Here is a 23,808-nt window from a genome sequence, read left to right as displayed (position 1 = left end):
CCGCTTATCTCCATCAAGAAAGCCGCTGATCATCAACAGCGGCTTTTGTTTGGTCTGCGACATCACTATTGTGCTAACTCTTTGACCTTGTCCATTCCCCGTAGCCCTGAATCTCAAGTCCATTTAGAACAAACAACCAACGCTAAGGTCGAATGTTATTGAAACTGACCTTCTGCGTTCCGTCATCTTTATTCAATAGCTCCACCACATCGCCTTGATAGTAATACGGTTCCATTGGCATCTCGCTGTTGGTCGGCCTTGCGTAATGCAATATTGCTGGCTTCGCGTCAACTTGCTGAGCGAACAAATAGCCAATCAGCGCATGTTCAAACTGGTGATAACCGTTGCCCCAATGGAAAGCTTTGGTGCGTTTTGGGTCAAGCCCGACACCGCCGTATTTGTGGTCGACCCATACATCATGAAAGGTCGGTAACGTGTATTGCAGGACGTCTTTCATCGAACCATCGACAAGTGAAACCGTCATTGCTGCTTGATCAAGTTCCGCCCACTCCCATGATGAAGCCCACTCACTGTGCGGTCTGCTTTGCCAGCCAGTTATCTCTTGTCCTTTCCAGGCTTTCTGAAGTTCCTCGCCATAATATTGGGAGACACTCACGAACTCTTTCTGATATTGCGCCTGATCCAAAGTGTATTTCATACCGTCTAAACCAAACTCCGACCATTCAGAGTTATTCAATGTTTGGCCTGTAAGGTAAGTCATCCAATACGCTTTGATGGTGTGTCCAAAATCATTGTGATTAGCATTCGGCATCATCGCTGCTTTATCGTGAATTGCACCGTAGAAGCGTTGTTCATCTTCAGAATGGTATTGGTCAATCATGGCTTGCGTGAGCCAGTTTAAGTCATCAAGCCATTTTGATTTGATGGGCTCTTTGAGCAGAGGATCGACTAACAACAGGTAGCCGTTTATTTGATCAAGTTGCGCAACCAGTTCACGTCGTTTTGCACTGCCATCTTCACCGTCGGCGAGTACCCAAGCAAGACCGCTGTTGTCGCTAAGTCGATATTTATCAAAGATAAAAGCTTGTTGGGCGATGAGTGCTTCTTCTACCTTTTTGTCTTGAGTCAGGTAGTAGTACATGGCAAGGCCAACTAATGCATACGCTTGATCTTGAGAAGTACGCTGCTGCCAATTCTGGCCTACTTTTCCCTCTTTTGTGTAGCCGATAAAGCCGCCGTTTTGCTTATCTTCTAGCTGATCAATGAGGTAGTACGCCCCTTGCTTAGCAAGCGCTAACGCCTGCTTGTCTCCGGTAAGGTGGTAGAGCACGCCATAGGCATAAGTTTGACGTGACTTCATCCGCGTAAACTCTTTGCCAAAGTGTGGCGTGATCCAGCCTTTGTTCAATTCAGGGCACACATCAGATACATCGAGCAAGGTACCGTCATCACAACGAAACGTCGGGAAGTTGCCTATCGGTTCTCCCTGAGCACTAGGCATTAGCCAGTAAGGTGCCAGCCCTTCAGAGGCATGATTGATCCAGTCTTCTCCAGAGGGAAGGGTGACATTGGCAGATACGGCCAGGCTGGCCACGCTGAGTAATGCGATCGTTGCTCGTAACATGATGTTTATCTTAATGATTTGAGTTTCGTTGAATATAAACAATCGCATCTGCACATTGTGATTCGGTGATCACAATCGACCAAATTATTAAGGTTTAAATAAAGGCTCACAGACTAGTGAGCCTTGAAAGGGTGTCTTGTATTTTATACAGGCTTGCCTGCCTCGTCCTCTTCAACCACATCGGTTTCTAAGCTTGCCTCTGCCAACCATTTTTGTATTGATGGGCTGTTAAGAACGCGTTGTTGATACTGTGATGCCTTTTCGGAAAGTTGTATTCCATAGGTTTCTACACGTAAAGCCACAGGTGCAAACATCGCATCGGCAATCGACCATTCACCAAACAACCATCCTTCAGGGTATTGTTCCATTTGTGCTGACCATATTGCATCGATACGAGCGATGTCTTTCAAGGCGCCTTCACTGAGTTTTAGCTTTCGTTGTGCGCGGCAGTTCATCGGCATTTCATTTCTGACGGCAAAAAATCCAGAGTGCATCTCGGCGGAAATTGCTCGGGCATGGGCGCGTTCTTTCACTGAACTGGGCCATGCTACGCCGTTCAAGTGAGCGTCGTTAACGTATTCGAGAATGGCCAATGAATCCCACACAGCAACGTCACCGTCAACTAGGGTTGGAACCTTGGCCGTTGGCGTCACTTTCGCCAGAGTGTCGTAAAAATCAGAGGTGAATAGCTTGAGCTTGATGACTTCTGTACTCAGGTTGTAGTTGTCGAATATTAGCCATGCGCGCAGTGACCAAGTTGAGTAGTTCTGGTTTCCAATATAAAGCTGCATCGTTGCTTCCTTGCGTTTGGTGAGTATGCTTTTGAGCTTAGGGGATTGTATTGCGGAGCACTAACGGATAATTTTGATGCAATACATTAATAAAAACGATGGGTGGTGATTTCAATATGGATATTGATGCTTTGCGAGGCTTTCTCGCGTTTGTGGAAACCAGTAGTTTCACTCGTGCAGCGAAACAGATAAATCGTACCCAATCGGCATTCAGTGCTCAGATGCGTAAGTTGGAAGAAGAACTCAACGTCACTCTTTTCCAGAAAGAAGGACGTAATTTAATACTGACTGAAGCTGGCTTAGCGCTGCGTTCTCATGCCGAACAGTTGGTCGCCCTCCACAACACCGCCCTCAAGCAAGTAAAGCGTTATGAAGACAAACAACCTCTGCGACTCGGCTGCCCTGAAGACTACAACGACACCATTCTTCCAAAAGTGATTCGCCTGTTACAGCAAGCAGAACCTACCTGTTCCATTCAAATATTTAGCCTACCAAGTATTAACCTCAGAGAGTGGTTAGATGATGGCCGTTTAGATGCGGCGATTGTCACCAGAGCGCCTGATAGTGAAGAGGGTTACTGGCTTACACATGATGTGGGTGTTTGGATAAGCAGCCCTGACTATGCATTCGATGAGTCTAAACCAGTCCCACTAGCCTTGTTTCAGACCGATTGTAAGTACCACGCAGCGGCAGTGAATGGCTTAACCAAGCAGGGCACGCCTTATCAGTTATTGGCGTGTAGCAATACCGCTTCAGCGCAGCGTGCAATCGTGAAAGCAGGATTAGCGATTGGTGCGATGGGTAAGCTAAGCGTGACTTCAGATTTGAAAATTCTTGATGATATGCCGCCGTTGCCTTCGGTCGATATTGTGCTGATCCTAGCGAGTAAGCATCACCCGGTATTGGATAAAGAAGTGCTCAATCAACTTGTGGAGCTGGGTTCTGAGTAGCTTAGGTTCATCTTCCTATTGGAGGATTCCCAAGCTTTTCAATTTTCGATAAATGGTATTGCGGCCGATACCGAGTATTCTCGAAGTCTTACTTATGTTGCCTTGGTTGGCTTGATAGGTTTGCAGCAAGGTTTCTTCAACGGTACTTCTTAAATCGTTATTAGCTGTACCTTTGGTGGTATTAGGAGGCGTGAGTTGATGCTGATTATCGTGTGCTAATGACGTGAGATGTTGAGCAAGGTGGCTGGGCACATGCTCGAGTGTGAGTTGGGGTTCATCACTTGCTAATAGAGCAGCAACCTTAAGTAAGTTGTCTAATTCTCGGATATTACCCGGCCAAGAATAGGCGCACAGTAAGCTCATCAAGTGCGGGCAGATTGTCTGTTCGTCTTCGGCGTATTTACGATGAATGTGCTCGATTAAAGCGTGCTTGTCTTGTCGGTGTTGTAGGCTTGGCAAGGTGAAGGCTAAGCCATTGAGTCTGTAATACAGGTCTTGCCTAAACTCACCTGTTGCGACTAACTGCTCGAGGTTTTTGTGAGTTGCAGCGATGATCTGACAATCGACTTGATAGCTTTGATTGGAACCAACTGGCACCACGGATTTGTCTTGCAGAACATGCAGTAGTCGGCACTGAGCTTCTAAAGGCATGTCGGCGATCTCATCTAGAAATAGAATCCCTTTATCTGCTTGACGGATCTTACCTTGGAAGCCCTTGTGGCTTGCTCCCGTAAAGGCGCCCGGCGCGTAACCAAACAGTTCAGATTCGATAAGGTCTTTCGGCAGCGCACCGCAATTTACTGCTACTAGGGGCGAAGATTTACGTTGGCTTTGTTTGTGCAACGCCTTTACAAATTCGCCTTTGCCAACGCCCGTTTCTCCTAAGATTAATAGGCTGATCCCTTTGTCGATTACCTTGTTGGCTTGCTGCCAAGCATGTTCAATTTGTTGTTCACCATGGTGCAAATCGCACGATGCTGAAATGGAACGCGTGCGTTTTGCAGTTGGTTGTTTGAGGTGCTGTTTCTCAAACACAAAGGGCGTGTCTAATGAGGTTCGGTTGAAGAGCGTATCTATGCATTCGCCGACGATCGAGGTTTGATCCAGCAGTTGAGAGGCGACTTGATTGTGCGCCACTACCTCACCAGCTTCATTGGCTATTACTATCCCTTGCCAACCACTGTGTAATAAAGATTTCTCACACGCGAGATCGATTCGAGTGGTGCCTTGTGGGATATGACTCAGAAGCTGGTTCTCAACAAGCTGAACCATATTTTGAACCAGTAATTGGACGGAACTGTCGTGTTGTTGCTGCTCACTGGTGATGTCTAACACACCAACCATTTGCCCTTGATGATCAAACACCGGGCTTGCTGAACAGCTGATAAATCGATGCTGTTGAATGAAGTGCTGTTCGCCAATGATAGATACTGGTTTGGCTTCAACAATCGCGGTGCCAATCGCGTTGGTGCCTTTAAGTTGTTCCTGCCAACACGCTCCTGAGCTGAGTGCAATTGACGTCAGCTTCTCTTTAAACCGCTCCTGTCCCCAACTTGCCAGAATCACGCCCTCAATATCGGTCAAAATCAAACGACTGTCGGTACGAGCAAACATCTGATTAAACAAAGGCAGCGCATTGCGTTCTACGATATGGATCAAGTCAGCCGATTGATGACGTCGCTGTTTAAGGATCGATTGCGGCAGGCGAATGTCTTCAGGAAGTCGTCTCTGTTTTAGACCCGCTTCTGTGCTGCGGTGCCAAGAGGACGAAAGCCAATCTGAGGTGTTTGCTTGTTGAAGGTGCATGACTGTTCCATGTCGTAACAGTGAGGGTGTACCAATTTGGAACAGTTGAACACTGGAGTGGTTTCCATACGTCCGTTCAATGCCAACTCACTTTGGGTTGTAAACGTTTGGTAATCATGGTTTTACGATTTATTAACAACAAGTTTTGAAGTTCTGGCGTGTGATTTGCGTTGTTACTGTTGTGAAGAAAACACGAAGTATCAGTGTTTTAAACAGAAAGCATAAACATGGGCGTCTCGCCATGAGTTCTTTTCTCAAGGGGAGCCGCCACAAAAATAAGACAGCTCTAGCTCAATAACGAATATCAAATCGAAGAAGGATCTAACTATGATTTACGCACAGCCGGGTAGTGACAACGCAGTGGTGAACTTTAAAGCTCAATACGATAACTTTATCGGTGGCGAGTGGGTGAAGCCTGTCAGCGGCGAGTATTTTGATAACACTTCCCCAGTGAATGGTCAGGTGTATTGCCAAGTGGCACGTTCAACAGAGGCAGACATTAGCTTGGCACTCGATGCGGCGCATGCGGCTCGTGCTAGTTGGGCTGCGACCAGTGTGACAGAACGTTCCAATATCCTACTTAAAATTTCCGATCGCATTGAAGCGCACCTAGAAGAAATCGCGGTGGCGGAGACGTGGGAAAACGGCAAGCCTGTGCGTGAAACTCTAGCGGCAGACATCCCGTTAGTTGTTGACCACTTCCGTTACTTTGCAGGCTGTATTCGGGCGCAAGAAGGCAGCGCAGCCGAGCTAGATTCAAACACCGCGAGCTACCACTTCCCAGAACCCATCGGTGTGGTGGGGCAGATCATTCCTTGGAACTTCCCGATTTTAATGGCGGCTTGGAAATTGGCGCCAGCACTGGCTGCGGGTTGCTGTGTTGTGATGAAGCCAGCGGAGCAAACACCGACATCGATCTTAGTGATGATGGAGAAGATCGCTGATCTTCTACCTGCAGGCGTAGTCAACATCGTCAATGGTTTTGGTAGTGAAGCGGGTCAAGCGTTAGCAACCAGCGATCGTTTGGCGAAATTGGCATTTACCGGTTCGACAGAAGTCGGCCACCACATCCTGAAATGTGCCGCTGAAAGCTTGATTCCATCAACGGTTGAGCTTGGCGGTAAGTCTCCAAACATCTACTTCCCAGACATCTTTAACCATGAAGACGAATACCTTGATAAGTGTGTCGAAGGCATGTTGCTGGCGTTCTTCAACCAAGGTGAAGTGTGTACCTGTCCATCACGTGTGCTGATCCATGAATCGGTGTACGACAAGTTCATCGCCAAGGTGGTCGAGCGTGCTCAAACTATTAAACAAGGTAACCCGCTAGATACTGATACTCAGGTTGGCGCACAAGCTTCAAAAGAGCAGTTCGATAAGATTCTGAGCTACCTAGAAATCGGTCGCCAAGAAGGCGCTAAAGTGCTGACAGGTGGCGAAGTTGCGCAGCAATCTGATGATCTCGGTAATGGTTATTACATCCAGCCAACCATGCTGGAAGGGCACAACAAGATGCGTGTATTCCAAGAAGAGATCTTCGGCCCTGTTATCGCGGTGACGACGTTTAAAGACGAAGCTGAAGCGCTAGAGATTGCCAACGATACCGAATATGGCTTGGGTGCAGGTGTATGGACGCGTGATGCAAACCTAGCGTATCGCATGGGTCGCAACATTGAAGCTGGACGTATTTGGGTGAACTGCTACCACGCTTATCCAGCACATGCCGCATTTGGTGGTTATAAGAAATCCGGCATCGGCCGTGAGACACATAAGATGATGCTCGATCACTACCAAAACACTAAGAACCTATTAATTAGCTACGATACTAATCCGTTAGGCTTTTTCTAAAATAGATAGGTTCTAGAACAGTCTAATTAGGAAGTCACTAGCAACGAGATGGCTTAAACAATATAAGTAAAATGAAAAGCAAAACGCCAAGTTCTTATGAGCTTGGCGTTTTTATGTTTGAATCGCTTTAGTTTTTCGAAAAGAAGATCTCTGGCTTATGGTTCGGGCCATAGTTGCCTTCTAACTGAGTGAGTTCTAATCCTTGTTTGCCTATCAAAGAGCCGACCAATTGGCGGTTAAACGGGTAGCTGTCGGGGTTGTTAATATATTCTTCAACATCTATCCATTTAGCTTCTGCAATTTCATCAGTGTCTTGAATCGCAATTTCTTGAGTTTGAGCGATAAGGTGACAAATAAAGTAGAGGTTTGATTTACCGAATTGATACGGGTGTCTTGTCGCCATGCCAACCACAGAAACGAACGTTGCCTCGATACCGGTTTCTTCCAAGGTTTCACGAACCACCGATTCTTCAATGCCTTCACCCAACTCAATATGACCGCCCGGTAATTTGTAGCCCGTCATGCCGTGTTCTTTAATCATCAGCACTTGGTTGTGTTCGTTAGTGATTAACGCGCCAGCACCCAAGGTGTGGGTCGGAATGAAAGGCACAAACTCTACAATCTCGGATTTGTGGATCAGCGTAATCTCGTCTTCTAAGCAGTTGTGAAACACAAAGCCAAGCTCAGTCGCCACCGGAATAAGGTGCGAGAGTGAAATAGGTAAGCTAATCCAAATGATGCCTTTGTTATTCTGCTTTGAAAATTCGGTGATCTGGCTGAGTTCGGCATTGAATGAGTCAACATCGTGAGGGGCTGTTGCTGGGTCAATGATGATGCCGTTAAATTTGTCGAGCGTAAATTCCACGGGTGATCCTTTATTATTTTGATTTATTGGGCGTCGAGCATGGTCTGAGCTTATCGTATCTAAAGAGCTTATAACACCTTGAGAGCAAGGGCAGCAGTGAATCAAAAGTAGGCAATGCAGTTTATGTCGAACGGGTCGGGATAAGTGGAGGGTGTTGCTAGAAACAAAAACTGCGCTTGGAAGCCAAAGCGCAGTTTTAAAATGAGGTTTATTGCAGTTCGATTTTAACGAATATAGTTCGCGTTAATACTCACGTACCAGTGTTGAAGCTTGCCATCAGATTTCTTGATCCACAAATCGTTGGTGTAGCTATCAATCTTGCCGTTAACCGTAAGGTTGAATGTGTTCTCGTCGAATTCGCCAAGCTTCACGAACTGGTCCGTGGTAATCAGGAATGGGTCCATGTCGTCTACACCAACCACATCTGAAATCACATAGTAGTGGTAAGTCAGCGGCTTGCTCGCATCATTCGGGTTGCTGCGATACGCAACAAGCTTGAATGGTTCCGTTAATGGAACGTCGAGCGTTTGCTTGTCCATGGTCGCTGGAATTGGAATAAACAGCCAAGCGGTAAACAGACCGCTCAATAAAACCATCAGGAAGAAAAGAGTCTTAATTGCTTTCATAGCAACCTTCAAAATATGGGGGATGTTAATGGGGCTATGGTAACTAGGGAGAGTAAAGATGCAAGCTCTGTTATTACCCTATCTTATCTCAGCTTAATCTAGCGCAAAGAAAGCGGTTCGGTTAACTCGAAATGTAAACACGAGTGCTTAACTCTTGATTATGGCTTAAGAGAATTCGTTATTTGAACCAATCTTGGTTTTTAACCAGTCTCTCGAAACAAGGCGAAGAACTGTCGCGAAATGACCTATATAGATAAAATTCAGTACGATAAGAATAGCGCATGAATATTTTTTGAGCGTTTTCTTATGCATTTAAATCCACGGTTAAGTGGCGAATACCATTCTTATGTCGATCACTCATTTCGTATCGATTGTTCACTTGGCTCCAATCCATTTGGCGCACCAGAAATTCCTGAACATGTGATCAAAGATATTATCTACGGTATTGATAAGTACTATTGCCACAGGGAGCTTTCGGAGCTGACTTATCTGACTCGCCAGTTTATTGGGATTGAAGATTGTCGTATTACGTACACCACGGGCTCTCTTGGGGCGCTAGAACTTATCTTCAATAAACTTATCGATCACAACAATCGCACCATGATAGGCATTGGCCCTCAGTTTGTTGAAGCAGTATCAGAGTTCACTTTGGTGGGCGGGAAGTACCAGTCCATCAACATGTTTGATTATCAAAACGAGTCGGATCTGTTCGGTGTGTTGGCATCAAAAATAAGCAGTCAAAGTCCTGCCTTGGTGTATATCGATAATCCCAACAACCCAACGGGTCGAATCTACGACAGAGCTTATCTGGTCGAGATAGCGAGAGTATGTGAGCGTTCTGGCGCTATTTTGATTGTCGACGAGGCATATGGTGAATACCTGACCCCTGAGCAGTCTATGCTCGATCAGACCTTAGTCTTGGACAACTTAATAGTTTTACGAACCTTTTCTAAAGGTTTAGGGCTCGCTGGGATTCGACTCGGTTACTTAGCCAGCAGTGAAAACCTGACTTCTGCAATCGAAGCTGCGGTGAGTGTGTTTACGCCGACTTACCCCTCAATAAAAATCGCATCGGCGACCTTACCCAATGCAAAACACTTCTTAGAAATGAACCGCAGCAAAACTGAATACTTTAAGCAGCAAATGATCGGCTTGTTGTCTGAGAACAATATTGAGGTGGTTGGCACGTCAATATCGACGCCCATTATGTTGTTGAAAAAGAGAGGAACTCACCTTTCAAAGCTATTTGAGAGTATCGGTATTAAGACATGTTCGGGTGTCGATTTTGCTATTACGTGCGACGCGATGACTGAAGAGTATGTTCGATTACGAATTGTTGGCAATGATATAGATTTAGAAGCGTTAAAGCAGCGTATTAAGCAGTTATAAAAGCAACCGTTATAAAATCAGTAGGCATAAAAAAGCCCGCACCTTGCGTTTACAAAGTGCGGGCTAAATTCATCTGGCTACTTGTTTAAGTAAGCAGCGTGGAACTCAATGTGTTCATCAATAAAGCTAGAGATGAAGTAGTAGCTGTGGTCGTAACCAGGCTGCATACGTAGATCTAAATCGGCATTGGTTACCTTAGCGGCTTCGACTAATTGCTCAGGTTTAAGCTGTTCAATCAGGAAGTTATCGGCTTCACCTTGGTCGACCAACATTGGCAGTTTAGTGCCTTTGGTTTTTAGAAGCTCAGAGGCATCGTAGTGTTTCCACTCTTCAATATCTAAGCCTAGGTATTGGTTGAAGGCTTTTTGTCCCCAAGGGCATTGCATTGGGTTGGTGATTGGGCTGAATGCAGAGATAGAACGGTAGCTATCTTCGTTTTTAATGCCAATCGTTAGGGCACCATGTCCGCCCATGCTGTGACCAGAAATCGATTTTACGGATGTAACAGGGAAGAACGACTCAATTAATGCAGGGAGCTCTGTTACCACGTAATCGTACATGTGGTAATGGCTGTCCCATGGCGCTTGAGTGGCATTCACATAGAAGCCTGCACCTTGGCCGAGATCGTAATTTTCATCGTCGGCAACACCTTCGCCACGTGGGCTAGTGTCTGGTGCAACAATCGCGATGCCTTGCTCAGCCGCGGCTTTGAAAGCGCCGGCTTTTTGCATGAAGTTTTCATCGGTACAGGTTAAGCCTGACAACCAATACAAAACAGGAACTGGGTTTTCTTTGCTTGCGTTAGGTGGCAAGAAAATCGCAAAACGCATGTTGCAGTCAAGCGTTGCAGAAAAGTGGGTGTATTGTTTGTGCCAACCACCAGCAACCTTTGCTTGGCTAATGTTTTCGATTGTCATCTATTGTGCTCCGTTAGGTTGATGGTTTGGGAGTAAATTTGTCTATATTACATAAAGTTTCACCACCCACCGGGCAGGAGGTGGTGAAGACAGTTTGTTGCTATTCATTTGTAGCTGTGGCCTCGATGCTCGAAAGAATCGAGGCCAAGATGTGTTACTTATCCATGTGTAGAACAGTACGGATAGATTCACCTTTATGCATTAGGTCGAATGCTTCGTTTACGTCTTGCAGACCCATTGTATGAGTGATGAACTCTTGAAGACCAAACTCACCCGCCATGTAACGGTTTACGATTTCTGGAAGCTCAGAGCGGCCTTTAACACCACCGAAAGCAGAACCACGCCATACACGACCTGTTACTAGTTGGAATGGACGAGTTGAGATCTCTTGACCTGCGCCTGCAACACCGATGATTACAGATTCGCCCCAACCTTTGTGACAACATTCAAGCGCTTGACGCATCACGTTTACGTTACCAATACATTCGAAAGAGTACTCAACACCACCGTCTGTCATCTCAACGATAACGTCTTGGATTGGCTTGTCGTAGTTCATTGGGTTGATGCAGTCAGTCGCGCCAAGTTGTTTCGCTAGCTCGAATTTGCTCTCGTTGATGTCAACACCGATGATGCGGTTAGCACCAGCCATGCGAGCACCAATGATTGCAGAAAGACCGATACCGCCAAGGCCGAATACAGCAACGTTGTCGCCTTTTTCAACTTTAGCTGTGTTAAGTACCGCGCCCATACCTGTTGTTACACCACAACCTAGAAGACAAACTTCTTCAAGTGGTGCTTCTTTGCTTACTTTCGCTAGAGAGATTTCTGGAAGTACAGTGTACTCAGAGAAAGTAGAGCAACCCATGTAATGGAAAATTGTTTCGCCATTGATAGAGAAGCGGCTTGTACCGTCTGGCATTAGGCCTTTACCTTGCGTTTCACGAACGGCTTGGCATAGGTTAGTTTTACCAGATTTACAGAACTTACATTCGCCACATTCTGCTGTGTAAAGTGGGATAACGTGGTCGCCAATCTCAACACTTGTAACGCCTTCGCCGATCATCTCAACGATACCGCCACCTTCGTGACCAAGAATTGAAGGGAAGATACCTTCTGGATCGTCACCTGATAATGTGAATGCGTCAGTGTGACAAACACCAGTAGCAACGATGCGAACTAGAACCTCACCAGCTTTAGGAAGTTGTACATCAACTTCTTCCATTTTTAGTGGCTCGCCAGCTGCCCATGCAACCATTGCTTTTGATTTGATATGCGTTTGACCAGGTTTAATTTCGATTGTCATTGGATGTTTCCTATATGTCAGTACAGCGTGTAACTGTGCAATTAAATTCAACCCGTTAAGCGTAGTTGAGCTTAATTGTTTCCGCTCTCTCGTTTTGTTGGAGCTAGTATAGGGGCGACTATAGATCTTGATAATCCCCCTAAATGGAAAATGATTATTACTTATTTGTAATAATTGATATAAGGCGATGAACTTATTTTGGCAATTATCTGAATCAGAACGGCTTATGTTTCGAGGACACGTGTATTATCCAATGGGTCTGAATACATTGCTTTTATGGATATTTAAGCGAAAGGTTTATGATGAATTGTATATTAATCGCCAATTCATGCTGTCGAACTATCAGCTTCTGAGATAGATGGTAACTTATTGAATTTTAATGATTGGATCAATGTCGCATAAGCAATCTCTGTGCGACGTTTTGTAAGATATTAGAAACAATAGTGTCATTTTTCTCATCTAATCTCCTCGCCAAATTTTGAGTTCTAACTTTTGGAAAGAGAAAATGAAAAAGAGTACATTGACCGTACTGTCAGGCTTGATAGCAGCCACGCTGGTTGGTTGCAATTCGAATTCGCCAAGTGATAGTTCATCAGGTGATGACAACGGTAATCTAGAGAGCGCAGTACAAGTCGCATTCATGCCTGATATTCATTTCCATGATGTCTACGGTGACTTTCAAGATGGTTCGTTCGCAGGGCTCTACAACTCAGATAGTCGTGAGTATGCGACAATTCGAACGATGGAGTCTCAGATGAACTCTACCCGTCTATTTAATGAAAACTACTTTGCGATGATCGCAGCACTGGATGATGTGGTTGCGCGTGGCGTGAAGTATGTGGCCTTGCCGGGTGACTTTAGTGATGACGGTCAGCCAGTCCATATGCGTGGTTTGGTCAGCATTTTTGATCATTACCGTGATACACATGGCCTCGAATTTTTCGCAGCACCTGGTAACCACGATCCAGTACGCCCATTTACTATCCCCGCAGGTAAATCTGATTACCTAGGAGAAGGTGGTAAAGAGCAACGCATCTTCAGCCTTGGTAAAGAAGAGTGTGTTGGTTATGACGATGAATGGACAACTATTCCAGGCCAAGGTGACAGCCTAGACACGATTTGTACTGAAGAAGTACGTGAGTGGGGCTATGAAGAGATCATGAGTATCCTTGGTACACACGGCTTCTACCCTCAACCAGATTACCTCTACTTTGAAACGCCTTACAGCACAGACCAAGCTCGAACTAATTACAGCTATGATTTAGCGAAAGAAGAAGCGGCCTTTGATAAGCGCATGTATGAGATCTGTTACGAAGGCACAGGTGGCAGTTACAAAGAAAATGGTTACACAAGCTGTTCTGAAGTGCCGGATACGAGTTACTTAGTCGAGCCAGTAAAAGGACTTTGGTTGTTGGCGATCGACGCGAACGTTTATCGCCCTAAAGAAAACTCGTCTGATAGCTCTGTAGATGGCAACACCTTTGATGGTTCAAGCAACGCTGGTTACAACATGATGCTGACTCACAAAGAGCATGTGATCGATTGGATCTCTGATGTGGTAAAGGCGGCGAAAGAGCGGAACAAGACGCTGGTTTCCTTCTCGCACTTCCCGATGACCGATTTCTATAACGGTGCCTCTGAAGAGATTGAAGATCTGTTCGGTGAGGGGAGCCATCAACTTGCTCGTGAACCGGATGACAATACTAGCCGCGCATTAGCAGCGACTGGCTTAAATATCCACGTTGGCGGTCACATGCACTTTAACGATACCGGTAAGAAGAGCTTCAATATTGATGGCGTTCAGCACACCCTTTTTAATATCCAAGCACCATCGCTAGCAGGTTACGTTCCTGCATATAAGCTCTTAAATATTCGCCCAGATAATCAGATCGAAGTTGAGACAGTAATTATCGACCAAGTGGCACGTTACAACGAGCTATTCAGTCACTATGAAGAAGAGCATGAGTACCTTACTCAAGCTGCAGCCGGAGACCCAGAAGCACAAGCGAAAATCTGGAACAAAGACATTTTGGATTCAGAAAACTACTACGAACTGACTGATTGGCATATCCGTGAACTAACGCGTCTGCGTTTTCTCCCGAGTGACTGGCCAATCGAAATGCGCACAATGCTCATGGAAATGAATGGCGAAGAGATGATGATCATGTCTCAGCTAAAAACCAACTTCACGGTTTGTCAGCTAGCGAATGAACTCGGCTACGACGTAGGGACGTGTCTTGAAAATGGTGTTGACGACTACGAGCAATTCCAACGAGACTGGCAGACAGCCAAAGTTGTATCTGAAAAGCTGGCTTCTTTAGAAGGCCTAGTATTAGCCGATTTTGCTGAGTGGAGCGGTGAGCTTCTAGCAACGGACTTCTATCGATTACGTAACGCAGATGAACTGGCATTCCGTGATATTGGTGAAACACAACTGCGCCAATACGAGTTGCTAAGCCGAGAGCTTTCAGAGTTTGATGGCACGGTGGATTCTGAACTGGGTGACCTTGGCCAATATACCGTTGGTGAAGTATTCCGCTCTCGTTTTGGTAGCTTGTTCGTGATTCTTGAAAAATTCGCAACAGGCCAAGCGAGTGACCACTTCTTGATCGATATCGACCAGCAAACCTTGACCGATCTGAAAGGTGAAGTGAAGCGCGATATTTTAAGAGGCTCTACGTCAGCAAACTAAGCGTTTTGACTTTGTTTTTTTAAAGACTAAGTGTCTTGATTTCTCGATTAAAAAAGAGCCTGTTAGCTATGAGTTAGCGGGTTCTTTTATTTTGTAAGTATATGAAGATCTAAAGACCTATTGATGGATTTTTTTGGTTAAGACCTTTTAGGGGACGTCATAATGATTACTTACTGAAAAACACATGAATTAGACACAAAACTACAATATTCTAGCCGCCGAATTTAATGTTGTGGAGTCAAACATGCTTTTATCTCTCCCGCCACCGGTGATGCTATCACTTGCCATCGTGCTTGAAGTTGTCGCGACTTCTCTATTACCTAAAACGCAGCAGTTTACTTCTGTACCTGCAACAATTGCTGTATTGGTTAGCTACGGTTTCGCTTTTTACTTGTTGTCTCTCACGGTACAAACTATTTCTTTGGGGGTGGCGTATGCAGTTTGGTGTGGAGCTGGCATCGTGTTGGTCGCGGCACTGTCTTGGTTGGTTTACGGGCAGAAACTCGATATCTACGCGGTGATTGGGATCGGTTTGATTTTATCTGGCGTAGTGATTATCAACCTGTTTTCATCGTCTGTGAGCCACTGAGCAAGGTCTAGCTCGCGTTTCTTGTGCTTTGAGCATGGATCGAACCATTTGGTGGAGCGTTGCATACCTCTCCCTTTCTAAGGTAAATAGTACTCGATTACATGTCAGTGGATTCCTGTATCAGCGTCAGCTTTTTGGGGTTAAAATGCCTTTTGGTATATGCGATAAAGTTGTAAATACTTCCGGCCTTGCTGCAGTGACTCCCCAACTTAAACTAAAAGACTTACTATGAATTTTGATATCAATGCACTGAAACACCACCAACTGGTCGAAGATGGTCAACTAGAGGGGTGTTACATTCATCAGCCAGTTAAAGGCAGTCAACAAGATGACAAAGCCGTGTTAGCAGAGCGTGTAGCGCTGGAAAATATGGGATATAAGGTGGTGCAAGTTCAAGCGAAAGGCGGGACAACAACGTTTGCCGAGGCGATGCAAAAGTTTGCGAAGAAGACGGGGCACCAGACCAAAGAGTAAGCGAATGGGGTAGGGGGTTATAAAACTCGCTTACCCCTATCGAACCTCTCAATCGGTGTTATTCATGTTGACAAAGCTCTGTCCAACAATGGTTTAGGTCAAAAATCAAACCGATACTGCTTATCCACGATGGCACCCCCTCCAAGCATGCATCGAAAAGAGTCGATAATCATGATGAGGAGCACACCATGCTTGTTGTGCTCAGAGCAGGCTGTCAGTGGGGTGCGTCTAGTGCTAATGCTATTTATAGCTCTGTGCATCATCATCTTCAAGATTGGTGTTACAGCTTATCAACCGTCATATGCGCTCGCATGGGAATTGTTCTAGATAATGGTTCTATTGCGTGAATATCTAAATTTGCCACAGATGCGTATTTTTCTTTTATCTTCCTGACATTAAAAGGAGTACATAGCTGATCTTCATAGCGAGTTGGACGTATAAGCCAACTAAAAAGGAAGAAAATAATATGGCTACAGTCTATGTCAGCATCGGAAGCAACATTAACCGCGAACATCACATCACAGAATCTCTCAAAGCGTTGAATAGTCACTTTGCACCTCTGAACATTTCTAATTTCTACGATTGTGAGCCTGTTGGTTTTGAAGGGGACAGCTTCCTAAACCTAGTCGCAGGGTTTGAATGTGACCTTTCTATCGCTGAACTGGCTAAGGTTCTGCATCAAATCGAATTAGAAAATGACCGCAAGCGAGAAACTAAAGAATATGCCTCGCGCACGATGGATATCGATATCCTTCTTTACGGTAACGAAGTAGGCATTATTGATGGAGTAGAGCTGCCTCGAGGTGAAATCACCGAGTACGCTTTTGTGCTTCGACCGTTAGTTGATGTTGCCGCGCAAGAACTTCATCCCACTCTAGATATCTCTTTTCAGCATCTCTGGAACAACTTCGATCAGCTGAGTCAGAAAACCGAACTTATACCGTTCGAGGTCAGCTTCACTTAGTCCCTGTAACTGCTTTAAACAGAACGCTTGAGCTTTATTGATCTTTTCTTCTAACAGGCACGTAACTCACTCTACCTTCTAAGGATCGGAAACTGTTATGAATCACAATGCGATTATCACCATCACAAATCTCAGATTAAGAACCTTCATCGGCTTCAACGAAGAAGAAAAAACCAAGCAGCAAGACATCGTCATAAATGCGGAGATCCATTATCCCGCGAACAACCTTTGCCTCTCTGATGATGTGGAGAACGCACTTAACTACAAAAATATCTGCAAAAAAATTATTGAACATGTTGAATCTGGACGGTTTCTGCTTTTAGAAAAGTTAACCAGCGACGTACTCGGTATTTGTATCGACCATTCATGGGTTCGATACGCTCAGGTGAGAATTGACAAGCCTCATGCTCTACGTTTCGCCGATTCCGTCTCGCTCACCCTGAGCTATGAAGCAGAACTTGAAGATTAACTCATAAGGAGCGACTCAATGCTAACCACAGAAGCTGAAAAAGTAAGAGAAGCTTTGCTCGAAAAGGGGCTTGAAACCCCGATGACATCGAGCGAAATGAACCCCGACCAGAAGTACAACCGCATCAAAGGGCTTTTGACGGAAGTTGTCAGTACGCTCGGGCTGGATTTAACCGATGACAGTCTCGCTGAAACACCTCATCGCATTGCAAAGATGTACGTTCACGAGATATTTTCAGGGCTCGACTACAATAACTTCCCCAAAATTAGTGTTATCGACAACAAAATGTCAGTTGATGAAATGGTTAAGGTATCGGATATAGATTTAACTTCGACGTGCGAACATCACTTCATCACCATCGATGGTTTAGCACAAGTGGCTTATATCCCAGAATCCAAGATTCTTGGGCTATCTAAAATAAACCGTATTGTTCGATTCTTTGCTCAGCGTCCGCAGGTTCAAGAACGCCTTACACAGCAAATCCTGGTCGCGATACAGACTCTAGTCGAAACAGAAAATGTGGCTGTGACGATTAAAGCAACTCACTACTGCGTTAAATCGAGAGGCGTTATGGGCGCTAACTCTGAAACCACCACAACCGCGCTTGGTGGCAGTTTCAAAACTAACCCTCAAACTAGAGCTGAGTTTTTACGATGAGTGAAACGATTCTAATAACTGGAGTGGGGAAGCGTTTAGGATTCGCTCTGGCGCAGCAACTTATATCTGACGGATACAAAGTCGTTGGCACTTACCGAAGCGACTATCCCCAGCTGAAAATACTGCGCGACAGTGGAGCCGACTTGCAACAGGTAGATTTTTATCAACAAAGTAGCTTAGAGGGTTTTTTGCATTATGTTGGTCAAGAATATAAGGCGATTCGAGCCATCATCCATAACGCTTCCGACTGGCAACCGGAGAACAAAAAAAATCCCAGTGAAAACGCATTACAAATCATGCACCAGATGATGACGATTCACGCCACCGTGCCTTATCTGGTTAATTTAATGCTCAAAGACCAACTAATGTCTGGCGATAAAACGTCGGACATCATCCACATCAGTGATTACGTTGCGGAAAAAGGCAGTAAAAAACACATCGCTTACGCGGCCAGTAAAGCCGCACTCAACAACTTGACGCTGTCGTTCTCAGCGATGCTGGCTCCCAAGGTGAAAGTCAATACTCTCTCTCCTGCCATGATAAAATTCAATGAACATGATGACGAGGCGTACAAAACCAAAGCTCTGAAAAAAGCACTGATTCCCGCAGAGGCAGGCTTTGAAGAAGTGATAGATGGCATTAAGTTTGTTTTGGCTAGTCACTATATGACAGGAAGGACTTTGCACCTTGATGGCGGCAGGCACTTGAAGTGAAGTTCATGCGTTGTGATCTTGAGGCAGGATAGTCAACTAATCTATTCGTCTTTCATATCGTCTAACTACATTTTTTTAAGTTGTCCCTCGACACTTTTTGGGTTTTAGACATTAGAACGTGTTTGCATGGGCGACTCACCAAACAACTGCTTGTAGCTTTGGCAAAAATATCCCAGATGAAAAAAACCAAAGTCAAAGGCGATTTCATTGATGCACCGTTGTTCGCTCGGATTTTGCAGAATGCGCCGTACCTGGTTGAGACGTACATTTTGTATAAATTGTTTTGGTGATATGTCACAACAGGACTCAAAGGTGTATTGCAGCGTACGGCGACTGACATAAACCGCATCGCACAGTTCAGACACGGTGACGGGTTTACGGTACTGCGAGTTATCTAGGTACTGCCTAATTCGACGCATTGTATTCTCACGCTGTGAGGCATTGGTTTTTTGCATATTTTGATTAGACGATTGAGCGAACAATTCGACCAACATATCTTGAACAATGGATTGATGAGTTTGAAAAGACCAGCGAGATTTACTCGGGGAGAGTAGTAAGCTCAAGTAAGCTTTTATTTGTTGGGTGTAGTGTTGAGAGCAACCAAGAAAGTGGCTCTTGCTGTTTAACGATTCAATCTCTAGCTGTTGCTGAATCATTTCAACCAGTGAAGGGCTTATGACTAACCCATAAATAGAAAAGGTTTCTGGCGTAAGTAGCTCAAAATCCGCCCCAGCCTCACGGATCAAAATACTATCAGGATTACCTTGTGCGTGATTGATGTGTAAAGGTCTATCGTTAGCACTGATTCCTAACCAAATCCCTTCATTAATACGACATTGCTGCTTAAGCTTTCGGTTGCTGTCTTCTCGAAATAGGTGCACGTGAGAAAATTTTCGTTCACGGATCTGACCTAGAAAACTTCCTTGACTCAGTTGGTCATATTCTTGCTGCCAGTTAAAGAGGCTGGCTGCCTGCTGATTTGCATCAAATGTGTTGAATGTGCACAAATTAGGTGCATAACGCATCAATTCTTCATCCTTTCTCATCATTCCATGACCTACCCATGTGACCCATATTAGTACAGTGTGTCTTTAAGTTTATGTTTATTAATGCTTTTTTATGTTTGCCGATTCTTGATATTCATTCGGTTCAAAAATCGCTTAATTACTCATATATACAAAAGGTTATTGAGCAAGAACTGAACCAGTTTATGAAGAGGGAATTTATGACAGCAGCTTATCGCCGACAACAAGGGCACCTGGTTTTTAACTTTGAGTCGTTAGCAGATCTGATGGCAAAGGCTACGCCAGAGCGTTCAGGGGATGTTTTGGCTGGTGTATCTGCGACTTCTGCTGCAGAGCGTGTTGTAGCTCAGATGACACTGGCAGACTTGCCCCTAAAGACGTTTTTAAATGAAGCGGTGATCCCTTATGAAAGTGATGAAGTTACTCGTTTAATCATTGATAGCCATGATAGAGAGGCGTTTAAAGCGATTGATCACCTTACAGTGGGAGACTTTCGGAACTGGCTGCTAAGTGATGAAGCCGATAGTCTCACGCTTGCAAAGCTGCGTCCTGGTTTAACTCCAGAAATGGTGGCTGCAGTGAGTAAGATCATGCGTAATCAGGATTTGATCCAAGTCGCCAAAAAATGTCGGGTAGTGACTGCGTTTCGTAACACCATTGGCTTGCCTAGTCGTTTATCCACCCGTTTACAGCCCAATCATCCAACCGATTCTCTCAATGGCATTGCCGCCAGTATTTTTGATGGTTTGATGTATGGCAATGGTGATGCTGTGATCGGCATTAATCCCGCAACAGATAATGTACCACAGGCAATTAAGTTGATGAATCTGATGGAAGAGGTCATTCAACACTACCAGATCCCGACCCAATCTTGCGTATTAACCCATGTTACAAACACGATTGAAGCGATTGAGATGGGCGCTCCGGTGGATCTCGTCTTTCAATCTATTGGTGGCACTCAAGGTACGAACGACACCTTTGGTATTAACCTTTCGATCCTTAAAGAAGCAAACGAAGCGGCGCTTTCGCTGAACCGAGGCACCGTTGGAAGTAACGTCATGTACTTTGAGACAGGGCAAGGAACATCTCTCTCTGCCAATGCTTTTCATGGTGTGGACCAACAAACTTGTGAGACACGGGCTTATGCCGTAGCGCGTCATTTTAATCCATTGTTGGTTAATACCGTGGTCGGCTTTATCGGCCCTGAATATCTCTTTGATGGAAAACAGATTATTCGAGCAGGGCTTGAGGACCATTTTTGTGGCAAATTGCTTGGCCTGCCGATGGGGTGTGATATCTGCTATACCAACCATGCCTATGCCGATCAAAATGATATGGATAACTTACTGACATTGCTCGGTGTCGCTGAGTGCTCGTTCATTATGGGGATTCCGGGTTCCGATGACATCATGCTCAATTATCAAACAACCTCGTTTCATGATGCACTTTATGCACGCAAGGTGTTGGGTTTAAAACCTGCGCCGGAGTTTGAGGAGTGGCTAACTCAGATGCAGATTTTTGATGATGTAAAAGATGTGCGCCTAAATGAACGACTCTCCGGCTCATTTGCTGGCGCTCTAGCACAACTTAATGGAGGCCCCGCACATGGGTAAGGTGGTCTCTATGGCAAAACATTCTGCTTCTAAGTTGGTAACTCAAAACCCTTGGCACGAGCTTAAAGGTTTTACATCGGCACGTATTGCACTGGGTCGAAGTGGAAATAGCGTTCCAACTAAAGAGTTGCTTTCATTTCAACTCGACCATGCACAGGCGATGGATGCCGTTCATTGTGCTTTAGATGTGGATTCATTGGTTGAGCTCATCGCTCAATCAAACTCGGTCATTCAACACACTTCTCAGGCACCAATTAAGGCGCACAGCAAAGCGACAGACAGATTCATGTATTTGCAAAGGCCGGATCTTGGTCGTGAGCTTGATGACGTCTGTTGGAATCAGTTGCAAGCCGTTCTTCATTCAGAGTCTCCCCCGTTTGATCTCGCGATAGTAGTGGCTGATGGCTTGTCTTCAATTGCCATTCAAAATCATGCAAATCCAGTCATTGAGCATCTGCTTTCTTTATTAGGGGAAGACGAAGTGCCGTGGCATGTTGCTCCTATTACTGTTGTGAGGCAGGGCCGAGTGGCAATAGGAGATGATGTTTGCGAGTGCTTACAAGCCAAGATGGTGGTGGTTTTGATTGGTGAACGCCCGGGACTGACCTCTCCAGATAGCATGGGTATGTACCTGACTTGGCAGGCAAGAAGAGGAGCAAAAGACTCTGATAGGAACTGCATTTCTAATATTCGCCCACAGGGGTTGGCTTATGAAGATGCGTGTAAGCGAGCGGTATACCTATTGAAGGAAGCTCGTCGGCTAGAGCTTTCTGGGGTCAACCTTAAAGACCGTTCGAGTATCGAGGAAGAAGGTGGTGAGCAGTTAGAAGACAAGCACACAGGCAATTTTTTAATTGGATAAAAGACAAAAATAGAGGGATTTACAATGTCAGAACATCAGGAATATTTGGCGCAAAGACAACTTAAAAGGGGCACTGCTGGGTGGATTTTGCTAGCAGGGTTAGGCGTTTCATACGTGATCTCTGGTGACTTTGCAGGCTGGAACTTTGGTATCGGTCAAGCTGGTTGGGGAGGCTTTCTTATTGCTGCAATTGCTATGGCGGTGATGTACTTTACCCTTGTCCTTTCTTTGGCGGAGATGTCTGCGGCTATTCCCGCTGCAGGAGGTGGCTATAGTTTTGCTCGACAAGCCATGGGACCAACGGGGGGATTTTTTACCGGCTTATCCGTCTTAATTGAGTATGCCCTTGCACCTGCCGCGATTGTCATTTTTATTGGCTCAGCGGTGAATGAACTAATGGGTATCGATGGTCCTCTTGTTTACGCGATCTTTTATGCCATCTTTATCGGTATTCATATGGCAGGGGTAGGAGAAGCTCTGAAAGTCATGATGGTCATCAGTGGGTTAGCCGTACTAGCAATTCTTATGACAGCAGGCGTATTGGTTAGTGAGTTTGATGCTAATAATCTGTTTGATATCGCTCCGGCAACCGCACAAGCCACAGAACTACTTCCTTTTGGTTGGTATGGTGTATGGGCGGCACTACCGTTTGCAATGTGGCTTTTTCTTGCGGTAGAAGGGGTTCCACTGGCTGCTGAAGAGGCGAAAAACCCGGCCAAGGATGTACCCAAAGGTATTATCGGCGCAATGTTATTCTTACTGGTCACCGCTACCTTAGTCGTTCTGCTGCTTGCGGGCGCTGTGGGTTCTGAAGCGATTGCGAATAGTGCCGTTCCTCTAGTCGATGCCTTGAAGTTGACCGGTAATCCAACCGTTGCAACGGCTGTTAATATACTAGGACTTGCAGGACTTATTGCTTCATTCTTCTCGATTATCTACGGTTATAGCCGCTTAGTGTTTGCATTGTCTCGTGCGGGTTACTTGCCTCAAAGCTTGTCGCTTACAAACAAAAACAAAGTGCCTGCTCGTGCTTTAGTAGTGCCGGGTGTGTTTGGTTTTGCTGTGTCATTGACCGGAGAAGGCGACCTGATCTTGGCGATGGCGGTAGTGGGGGCGACAGTGTCTTATGCATTAATGTCGCTTAGTCATATATTGTTGCGTATCAAGCAACCAGAGCTTCACCGTCCATACAAAACACCGGGTGGCATGCTGACTTCCGGCACTTCACTAGTGCTGTCGCTTATTGCAATGACGGGTGTTTATGCTTTTGACCCATCTGCATTCTTTATGACTATGGGACTCTTTGTGATTGGTGGTGCTTATTATGGCCTATATAGCCGTAATAAATTGGTCGCATCGACCGCTGAGGAAGAGTTTGAGATGCTGTCGGTTGCAGAGAAAGAGCTTGAGGCTACTAATTAGATTCAATTTCTAATGGTATTTAAGGCTCTAGTGCTTTGCTGGAGCCTTTATTACACTACTTGTAGTAACTTGCGTGTAAACCCCAATCGCCATCATCTCTAACGATAAATATTAATTTAGAAATAGTGCTGTTTTAGGATCATTTTCTTGGAACGTTTTTGTCCAGACACTTGTCATGATTTTTTATAACGAGTTCATAGACAGAACCTTAAGCACTAAGCTCAGCGTAAATTCCGTCTAACGTAATG

21 protein-coding genes are annotated in these 23,808 nt (G+C 45.2%); 13 read left to right on the top strand and 8 right to left on the bottom strand.

Annotated features, from left to right (window positions below; genetic code table 11):
* Positions 1–142: 142 nt before the first annotated feature.
* The gene (locus ACED46_RS12645; RefSeq protein ID WP_371721587.1) at positions 143–1,585 is read right to left on the bottom strand and encodes an N-acylglucosamine 2-epimerase; all 1,443 of its coding nucleotides are present in this window, start codon (positions 1,583–1,585) and stop codon (positions 143–145) included.
* A gap of 143 nt (positions 1,586–1,728) precedes the next feature.
* Positions 1,729–2,376 (bottom strand): glutathione S-transferase family protein, encoded by a 648-nt coding sequence (locus ACED46_RS12640; protein ID WP_371721586.1) that lies wholly within the window; start codon positions 2,374–2,376, stop codon positions 1,729–1,731.
* 98 nt (positions 2,377–2,474) lie between these two features.
* Between ACED46_RS12640 and ACED46_RS12635 the strand changes: the two genes are divergently transcribed.
* Positions 2,475–3,326 (top strand): LysR family transcriptional regulator, encoded by an 852-nt coding sequence (locus ACED46_RS12635; RefSeq protein WP_017067473.1) that lies wholly within the window; start codon positions 2,475–2,477, stop codon positions 3,324–3,326.
* Positions 3,327–3,341: 15 nt separating this feature from the next.
* Here ACED46_RS12635 and ACED46_RS12630 read toward each other — a convergent pair whose 3' ends face one another.
* Entirely contained in the window at positions 3,342–5,132 is a 1,791-nt protein-coding gene (locus ACED46_RS12630; RefSeq protein ID WP_371721585.1) for a sigma-54-dependent Fis family transcriptional regulator, read from the bottom strand.
* Between the two features lie 327 nt (positions 5,133–5,459).
* Here ACED46_RS12630 and ACED46_RS12625 point away from each other — a divergent pair, with 327 nt between their 5' ends.
* Positions 5,460–6,980, top strand: coding sequence for an aldehyde dehydrogenase family protein (locus ACED46_RS12625; RefSeq protein WP_017061629.1), 1,521 nt, complete (start codon positions 5,460–5,462; stop codon positions 6,978–6,980).
* Positions 6,981–7,107: 127 nt separating this feature from the next.
* Here the strand turns inward: ACED46_RS12625 and ACED46_RS12620 are convergent, their stop codons facing one another.
* Together ACED46_RS12620 and ACED46_RS12615 are read right to left on the bottom strand one after the other, a co-directional pair.
* Positions 7,108–7,845, bottom strand: a complete 738-nt coding sequence (locus ACED46_RS12620; RefSeq protein WP_371721584.1) for an NUDIX domain-containing protein — start codon at positions 7,843–7,845, stop codon at positions 7,108–7,110.
* A gap of 224 nt (positions 7,846–8,069) precedes the next feature.
* Complete coding sequence (locus ACED46_RS12615; RefSeq protein WP_017061631.1) at positions 8,070–8,471, bottom strand: hypothetical protein; 402 nt, start codon at positions 8,469–8,471, stop codon at positions 8,070–8,072.
* 306 nt (positions 8,472–8,777) lie between these two features.
* Between ACED46_RS12615 and ACED46_RS12610 the strand changes: the two genes are divergently transcribed.
* Positions 8,778–9,860, top strand: coding sequence for an aminotransferase class I/II-fold pyridoxal phosphate-dependent enzyme (locus tag ACED46_RS12610; protein WP_371721583.1), 1,083 nt, complete (start codon positions 8,778–8,780; stop codon positions 9,858–9,860).
* A 77-nt stretch (positions 9,861–9,937) separates the two neighbouring features.
* Here the strand turns inward: ACED46_RS12610 and fghA are convergent, their stop codons facing one another.
* Positions 9,938–10,777: an S-formylglutathione hydrolase gene (gene fghA, locus ACED46_RS12605; protein ID WP_017061633.1), complete on the bottom strand. Its 840-nt coding sequence runs from the start codon at positions 10,775–10,777 to the stop codon at positions 9,938–9,940.
* A gap of 154 nt (positions 10,778–10,931) precedes the next feature.
* Positions 10,932–12,080: an S-(hydroxymethyl)glutathione dehydrogenase/class III alcohol dehydrogenase gene (locus ACED46_RS12600; RefSeq protein ID WP_017061634.1), complete on the bottom strand. Its 1,149-nt coding sequence runs from the start codon at positions 12,078–12,080 to the stop codon at positions 10,932–10,934.
* A gap of 505 nt (positions 12,081–12,585) precedes the next feature.
* Between ACED46_RS12600 and ACED46_RS12595 the strand changes: the two genes are divergently transcribed.
* The 7 genes from ACED46_RS12595 (at position 12,586) to folM (ending at position 18,638) form a co-directional block, all read left to right on the top strand.
* On the top strand, positions 12,586–14,772 hold the full coding sequence (locus ACED46_RS12595) for a metallophosphoesterase (RefSeq protein ID WP_371721582.1): 2,187 nt from the start codon (positions 12,586–12,588) through the stop codon (positions 14,770–14,772).
* 244 nt (positions 14,773–15,016) lie between these two features.
* A complete protein-coding gene (locus ACED46_RS12590; protein WP_010432838.1) occupies positions 15,017–15,361 on the top strand; it encodes a multidrug efflux SMR transporter in 345 nt (114 codons plus the stop codon).
* Between the two features lie 228 nt (positions 15,362–15,589).
* Positions 15,590–15,835, top strand: coding sequence for a hypothetical protein (locus tag ACED46_RS12585; protein WP_010432840.1), 246 nt, complete (start codon positions 15,590–15,592; stop codon positions 15,833–15,835).
* A 466-nt stretch (positions 15,836–16,301) separates the two neighbouring features.
* Complete coding sequence (gene folK / locus ACED46_RS12580) at positions 16,302–16,799, top strand: 2-amino-4-hydroxy-6-hydroxymethyldihydropteridine diphosphokinase (protein ID WP_136999153.1); 498 nt, start codon at positions 16,302–16,304, stop codon at positions 16,797–16,799.
* A 97-nt stretch (positions 16,800–16,896) separates the two neighbouring features.
* Complete coding sequence (gene folX / locus ACED46_RS12575) at positions 16,897–17,268, top strand: dihydroneopterin triphosphate 2'-epimerase (RefSeq protein ID WP_017067658.1); 372 nt, start codon at positions 16,897–16,899, stop codon at positions 17,266–17,268.
* Positions 17,269–17,286: 18 nt separating this feature from the next.
* Positions 17,287–17,925: a GTP cyclohydrolase I FolE gene (gene folE / locus ACED46_RS12570; protein ID WP_371721581.1), complete on the top strand. Its 639-nt coding sequence runs from the start codon at positions 17,287–17,289 to the stop codon at positions 17,923–17,925.
* Complete coding sequence (gene folM / locus ACED46_RS12565; RefSeq protein WP_371721580.1) at positions 17,922–18,638, top strand: dihydromonapterin reductase; 717 nt, start codon at positions 17,922–17,924, stop codon at positions 18,636–18,638. Before folE ends, folM begins: the two co-directional genes overlap by 4 nt.
* Positions 18,639–18,742: 104 nt before the next feature.
* On the opposite strand, the gene ACED46_RS12560 is transcribed toward folM, so the two are convergent.
* Complete coding sequence (locus ACED46_RS12560; protein ID WP_371721599.1) at positions 18,743–19,663, bottom strand: helix-turn-helix domain-containing protein; 921 nt, start codon at positions 19,661–19,663, stop codon at positions 18,743–18,745.
* Positions 19,664–19,863: 200 nt separating this feature from the next.
* Here ACED46_RS12560 and ACED46_RS12555 point away from each other — a divergent pair, with 200 nt between their 5' ends.
* From ACED46_RS12555 to eat, 3 genes are read left to right on the top strand one after another with little or no spacing between them, the layout of a single operon-like run.
* On the top strand, positions 19,864–21,276 hold the full coding sequence (locus ACED46_RS12555) for an ethanolamine ammonia-lyase subunit EutB (protein ID WP_017061645.1): 1,413 nt from the start codon (positions 19,864–19,866) through the stop codon (positions 21,274–21,276).
* Entirely contained in the window at positions 21,269–22,138 is an 870-nt protein-coding gene (eutC, locus tag ACED46_RS12550) for an ethanolamine ammonia-lyase subunit EutC (RefSeq protein WP_017067008.1), read from the top strand. Before ACED46_RS12555 ends, eutC begins: the two co-directional genes overlap by 8 nt.
* Positions 22,139–22,162: 24 nt before the next feature.
* Entirely contained in the window at positions 22,163–23,560 is a 1,398-nt protein-coding gene (eat, locus tag ACED46_RS12545) for an ethanolamine permease (RefSeq protein ID WP_017061647.1), read from the top strand.
* Positions 23,561–23,808 lie beyond the last annotated feature (248 nt).

It is taken from the genome of Vibrio sp. 1S139 (assembly GCF_041439475.1).
Lineage (GTDB): Bacteria > Pseudomonadota > Gammaproteobacteria > Enterobacterales > Vibrionaceae > Vibrio > Vibrio crassostreae_C.
This window is presented reverse-complemented; position numbering and strand designations above follow the sequence as displayed.

What these genes read in the sequence shown, in the direction of transcription:
- ACED46_RS12630 (WP_371721585.1), bottom strand. Translation starts at nt 5,132, where the DNA reads ATGCACCTTCAACAAGCAAACACCTCAGATTGGCTTTCGTCCTCTTGG.
- ACED46_RS12610 (WP_371721583.1), top strand. Translation starts at nt 8,778, where the DNA reads ATGCATTTAAATCCACGGTTAAGTGGCGAATACCATTCTTATGTCGAT.
- folM (WP_371721580.1), top strand. Translation starts at nt 17,922, where the DNA reads ATGAGTGAAACGATTCTAATAACTGGAGTGGGGAAGCGTTTAGGATTC.
- folX (WP_017067658.1), top strand. Translation starts at nt 16,897, where the DNA reads ATGAATCACAATGCGATTATCACCATCACAAATCTCAGATTAAGAACC.
- ACED46_RS12585 (WP_010432840.1), top strand. Translation starts at nt 15,590, where the DNA reads ATGAATTTTGATATCAATGCACTGAAACACCACCAACTGGTCGAAGAT.
- ACED46_RS12640 (WP_371721586.1), bottom strand. Translation starts at nt 2,376, where the DNA reads ATGCAGCTTTATATTGGAAACCAGAACTACTCAACTTGGTCACTGCGC.
- ACED46_RS12555 (WP_017061645.1), top strand. Translation starts at nt 19,864, where the DNA reads ATGACAGCAGCTTATCGCCGACAACAAGGGCACCTGGTTTTTAACTTT.
- fghA (WP_017061633.1), bottom strand. Translation starts at nt 10,777, where the DNA reads ATGACAATCGAAAACATTAGCCAAGCAAAGGTTGCTGGTGGTTGGCAC.
- folK (WP_136999153.1), top strand. Translation starts at nt 16,302, where the DNA reads ATGGCTACAGTCTATGTCAGCATCGGAAGCAACATTAACCGCGAACAT.
- ACED46_RS12645 (WP_371721587.1), bottom strand. Translation starts at nt 1,585, where the DNA reads ATGTTACGAGCAACGATCGCATTACTCAGCGTGGCCAGCCTGGCCGTA.
- ACED46_RS12615 (WP_017061631.1), bottom strand. Translation starts at nt 8,471, where the DNA reads ATGAAAGCAATTAAGACTCTTTTCTTCCTGATGGTTTTATTGAGCGGT.
- ACED46_RS12595 (WP_371721582.1), top strand. Translation starts at nt 12,586, where the DNA reads ATGAAAAAGAGTACATTGACCGTACTGTCAGGCTTGATAGCAGCCACG.
- eat (WP_017061647.1), top strand. Translation starts at nt 22,163, where the DNA reads ATGTCAGAACATCAGGAATATTTGGCGCAAAGACAACTTAAAAGGGGC.
- ACED46_RS12600 (WP_017061634.1), bottom strand. Translation starts at nt 12,080, where the DNA reads ATGACAATCGAAATTAAACCTGGTCAAACGCATATCAAATCAAAAGCA.
- ACED46_RS12560 (WP_371721599.1), bottom strand. Translation starts at nt 19,663, where the DNA reads ATGCGTTATGCACCTAATTTGTGCACATTCAACACATTTGATGCAAAT.
- folE (WP_371721581.1), top strand. Translation starts at nt 17,287, where the DNA reads ATGCTAACCACAGAAGCTGAAAAAGTAAGAGAAGCTTTGCTCGAAAAG.
- eutC (WP_017067008.1), top strand. Translation starts at nt 21,269, where the DNA reads ATGGGTAAGGTGGTCTCTATGGCAAAACATTCTGCTTCTAAGTTGGTA.
- ACED46_RS12635 (WP_017067473.1), top strand. Translation starts at nt 2,475, where the DNA reads ATGGGTGGTGATTTCAATATGGATATTGATGCTTTGCGAGGCTTTCTC.
- ACED46_RS12625 (WP_017061629.1), top strand. Translation starts at nt 5,460, where the DNA reads ATGATTTACGCACAGCCGGGTAGTGACAACGCAGTGGTGAACTTTAAA.
- ACED46_RS12590 (WP_010432838.1), top strand. Translation starts at nt 15,017, where the DNA reads ATGCTTTTATCTCTCCCGCCACCGGTGATGCTATCACTTGCCATCGTG.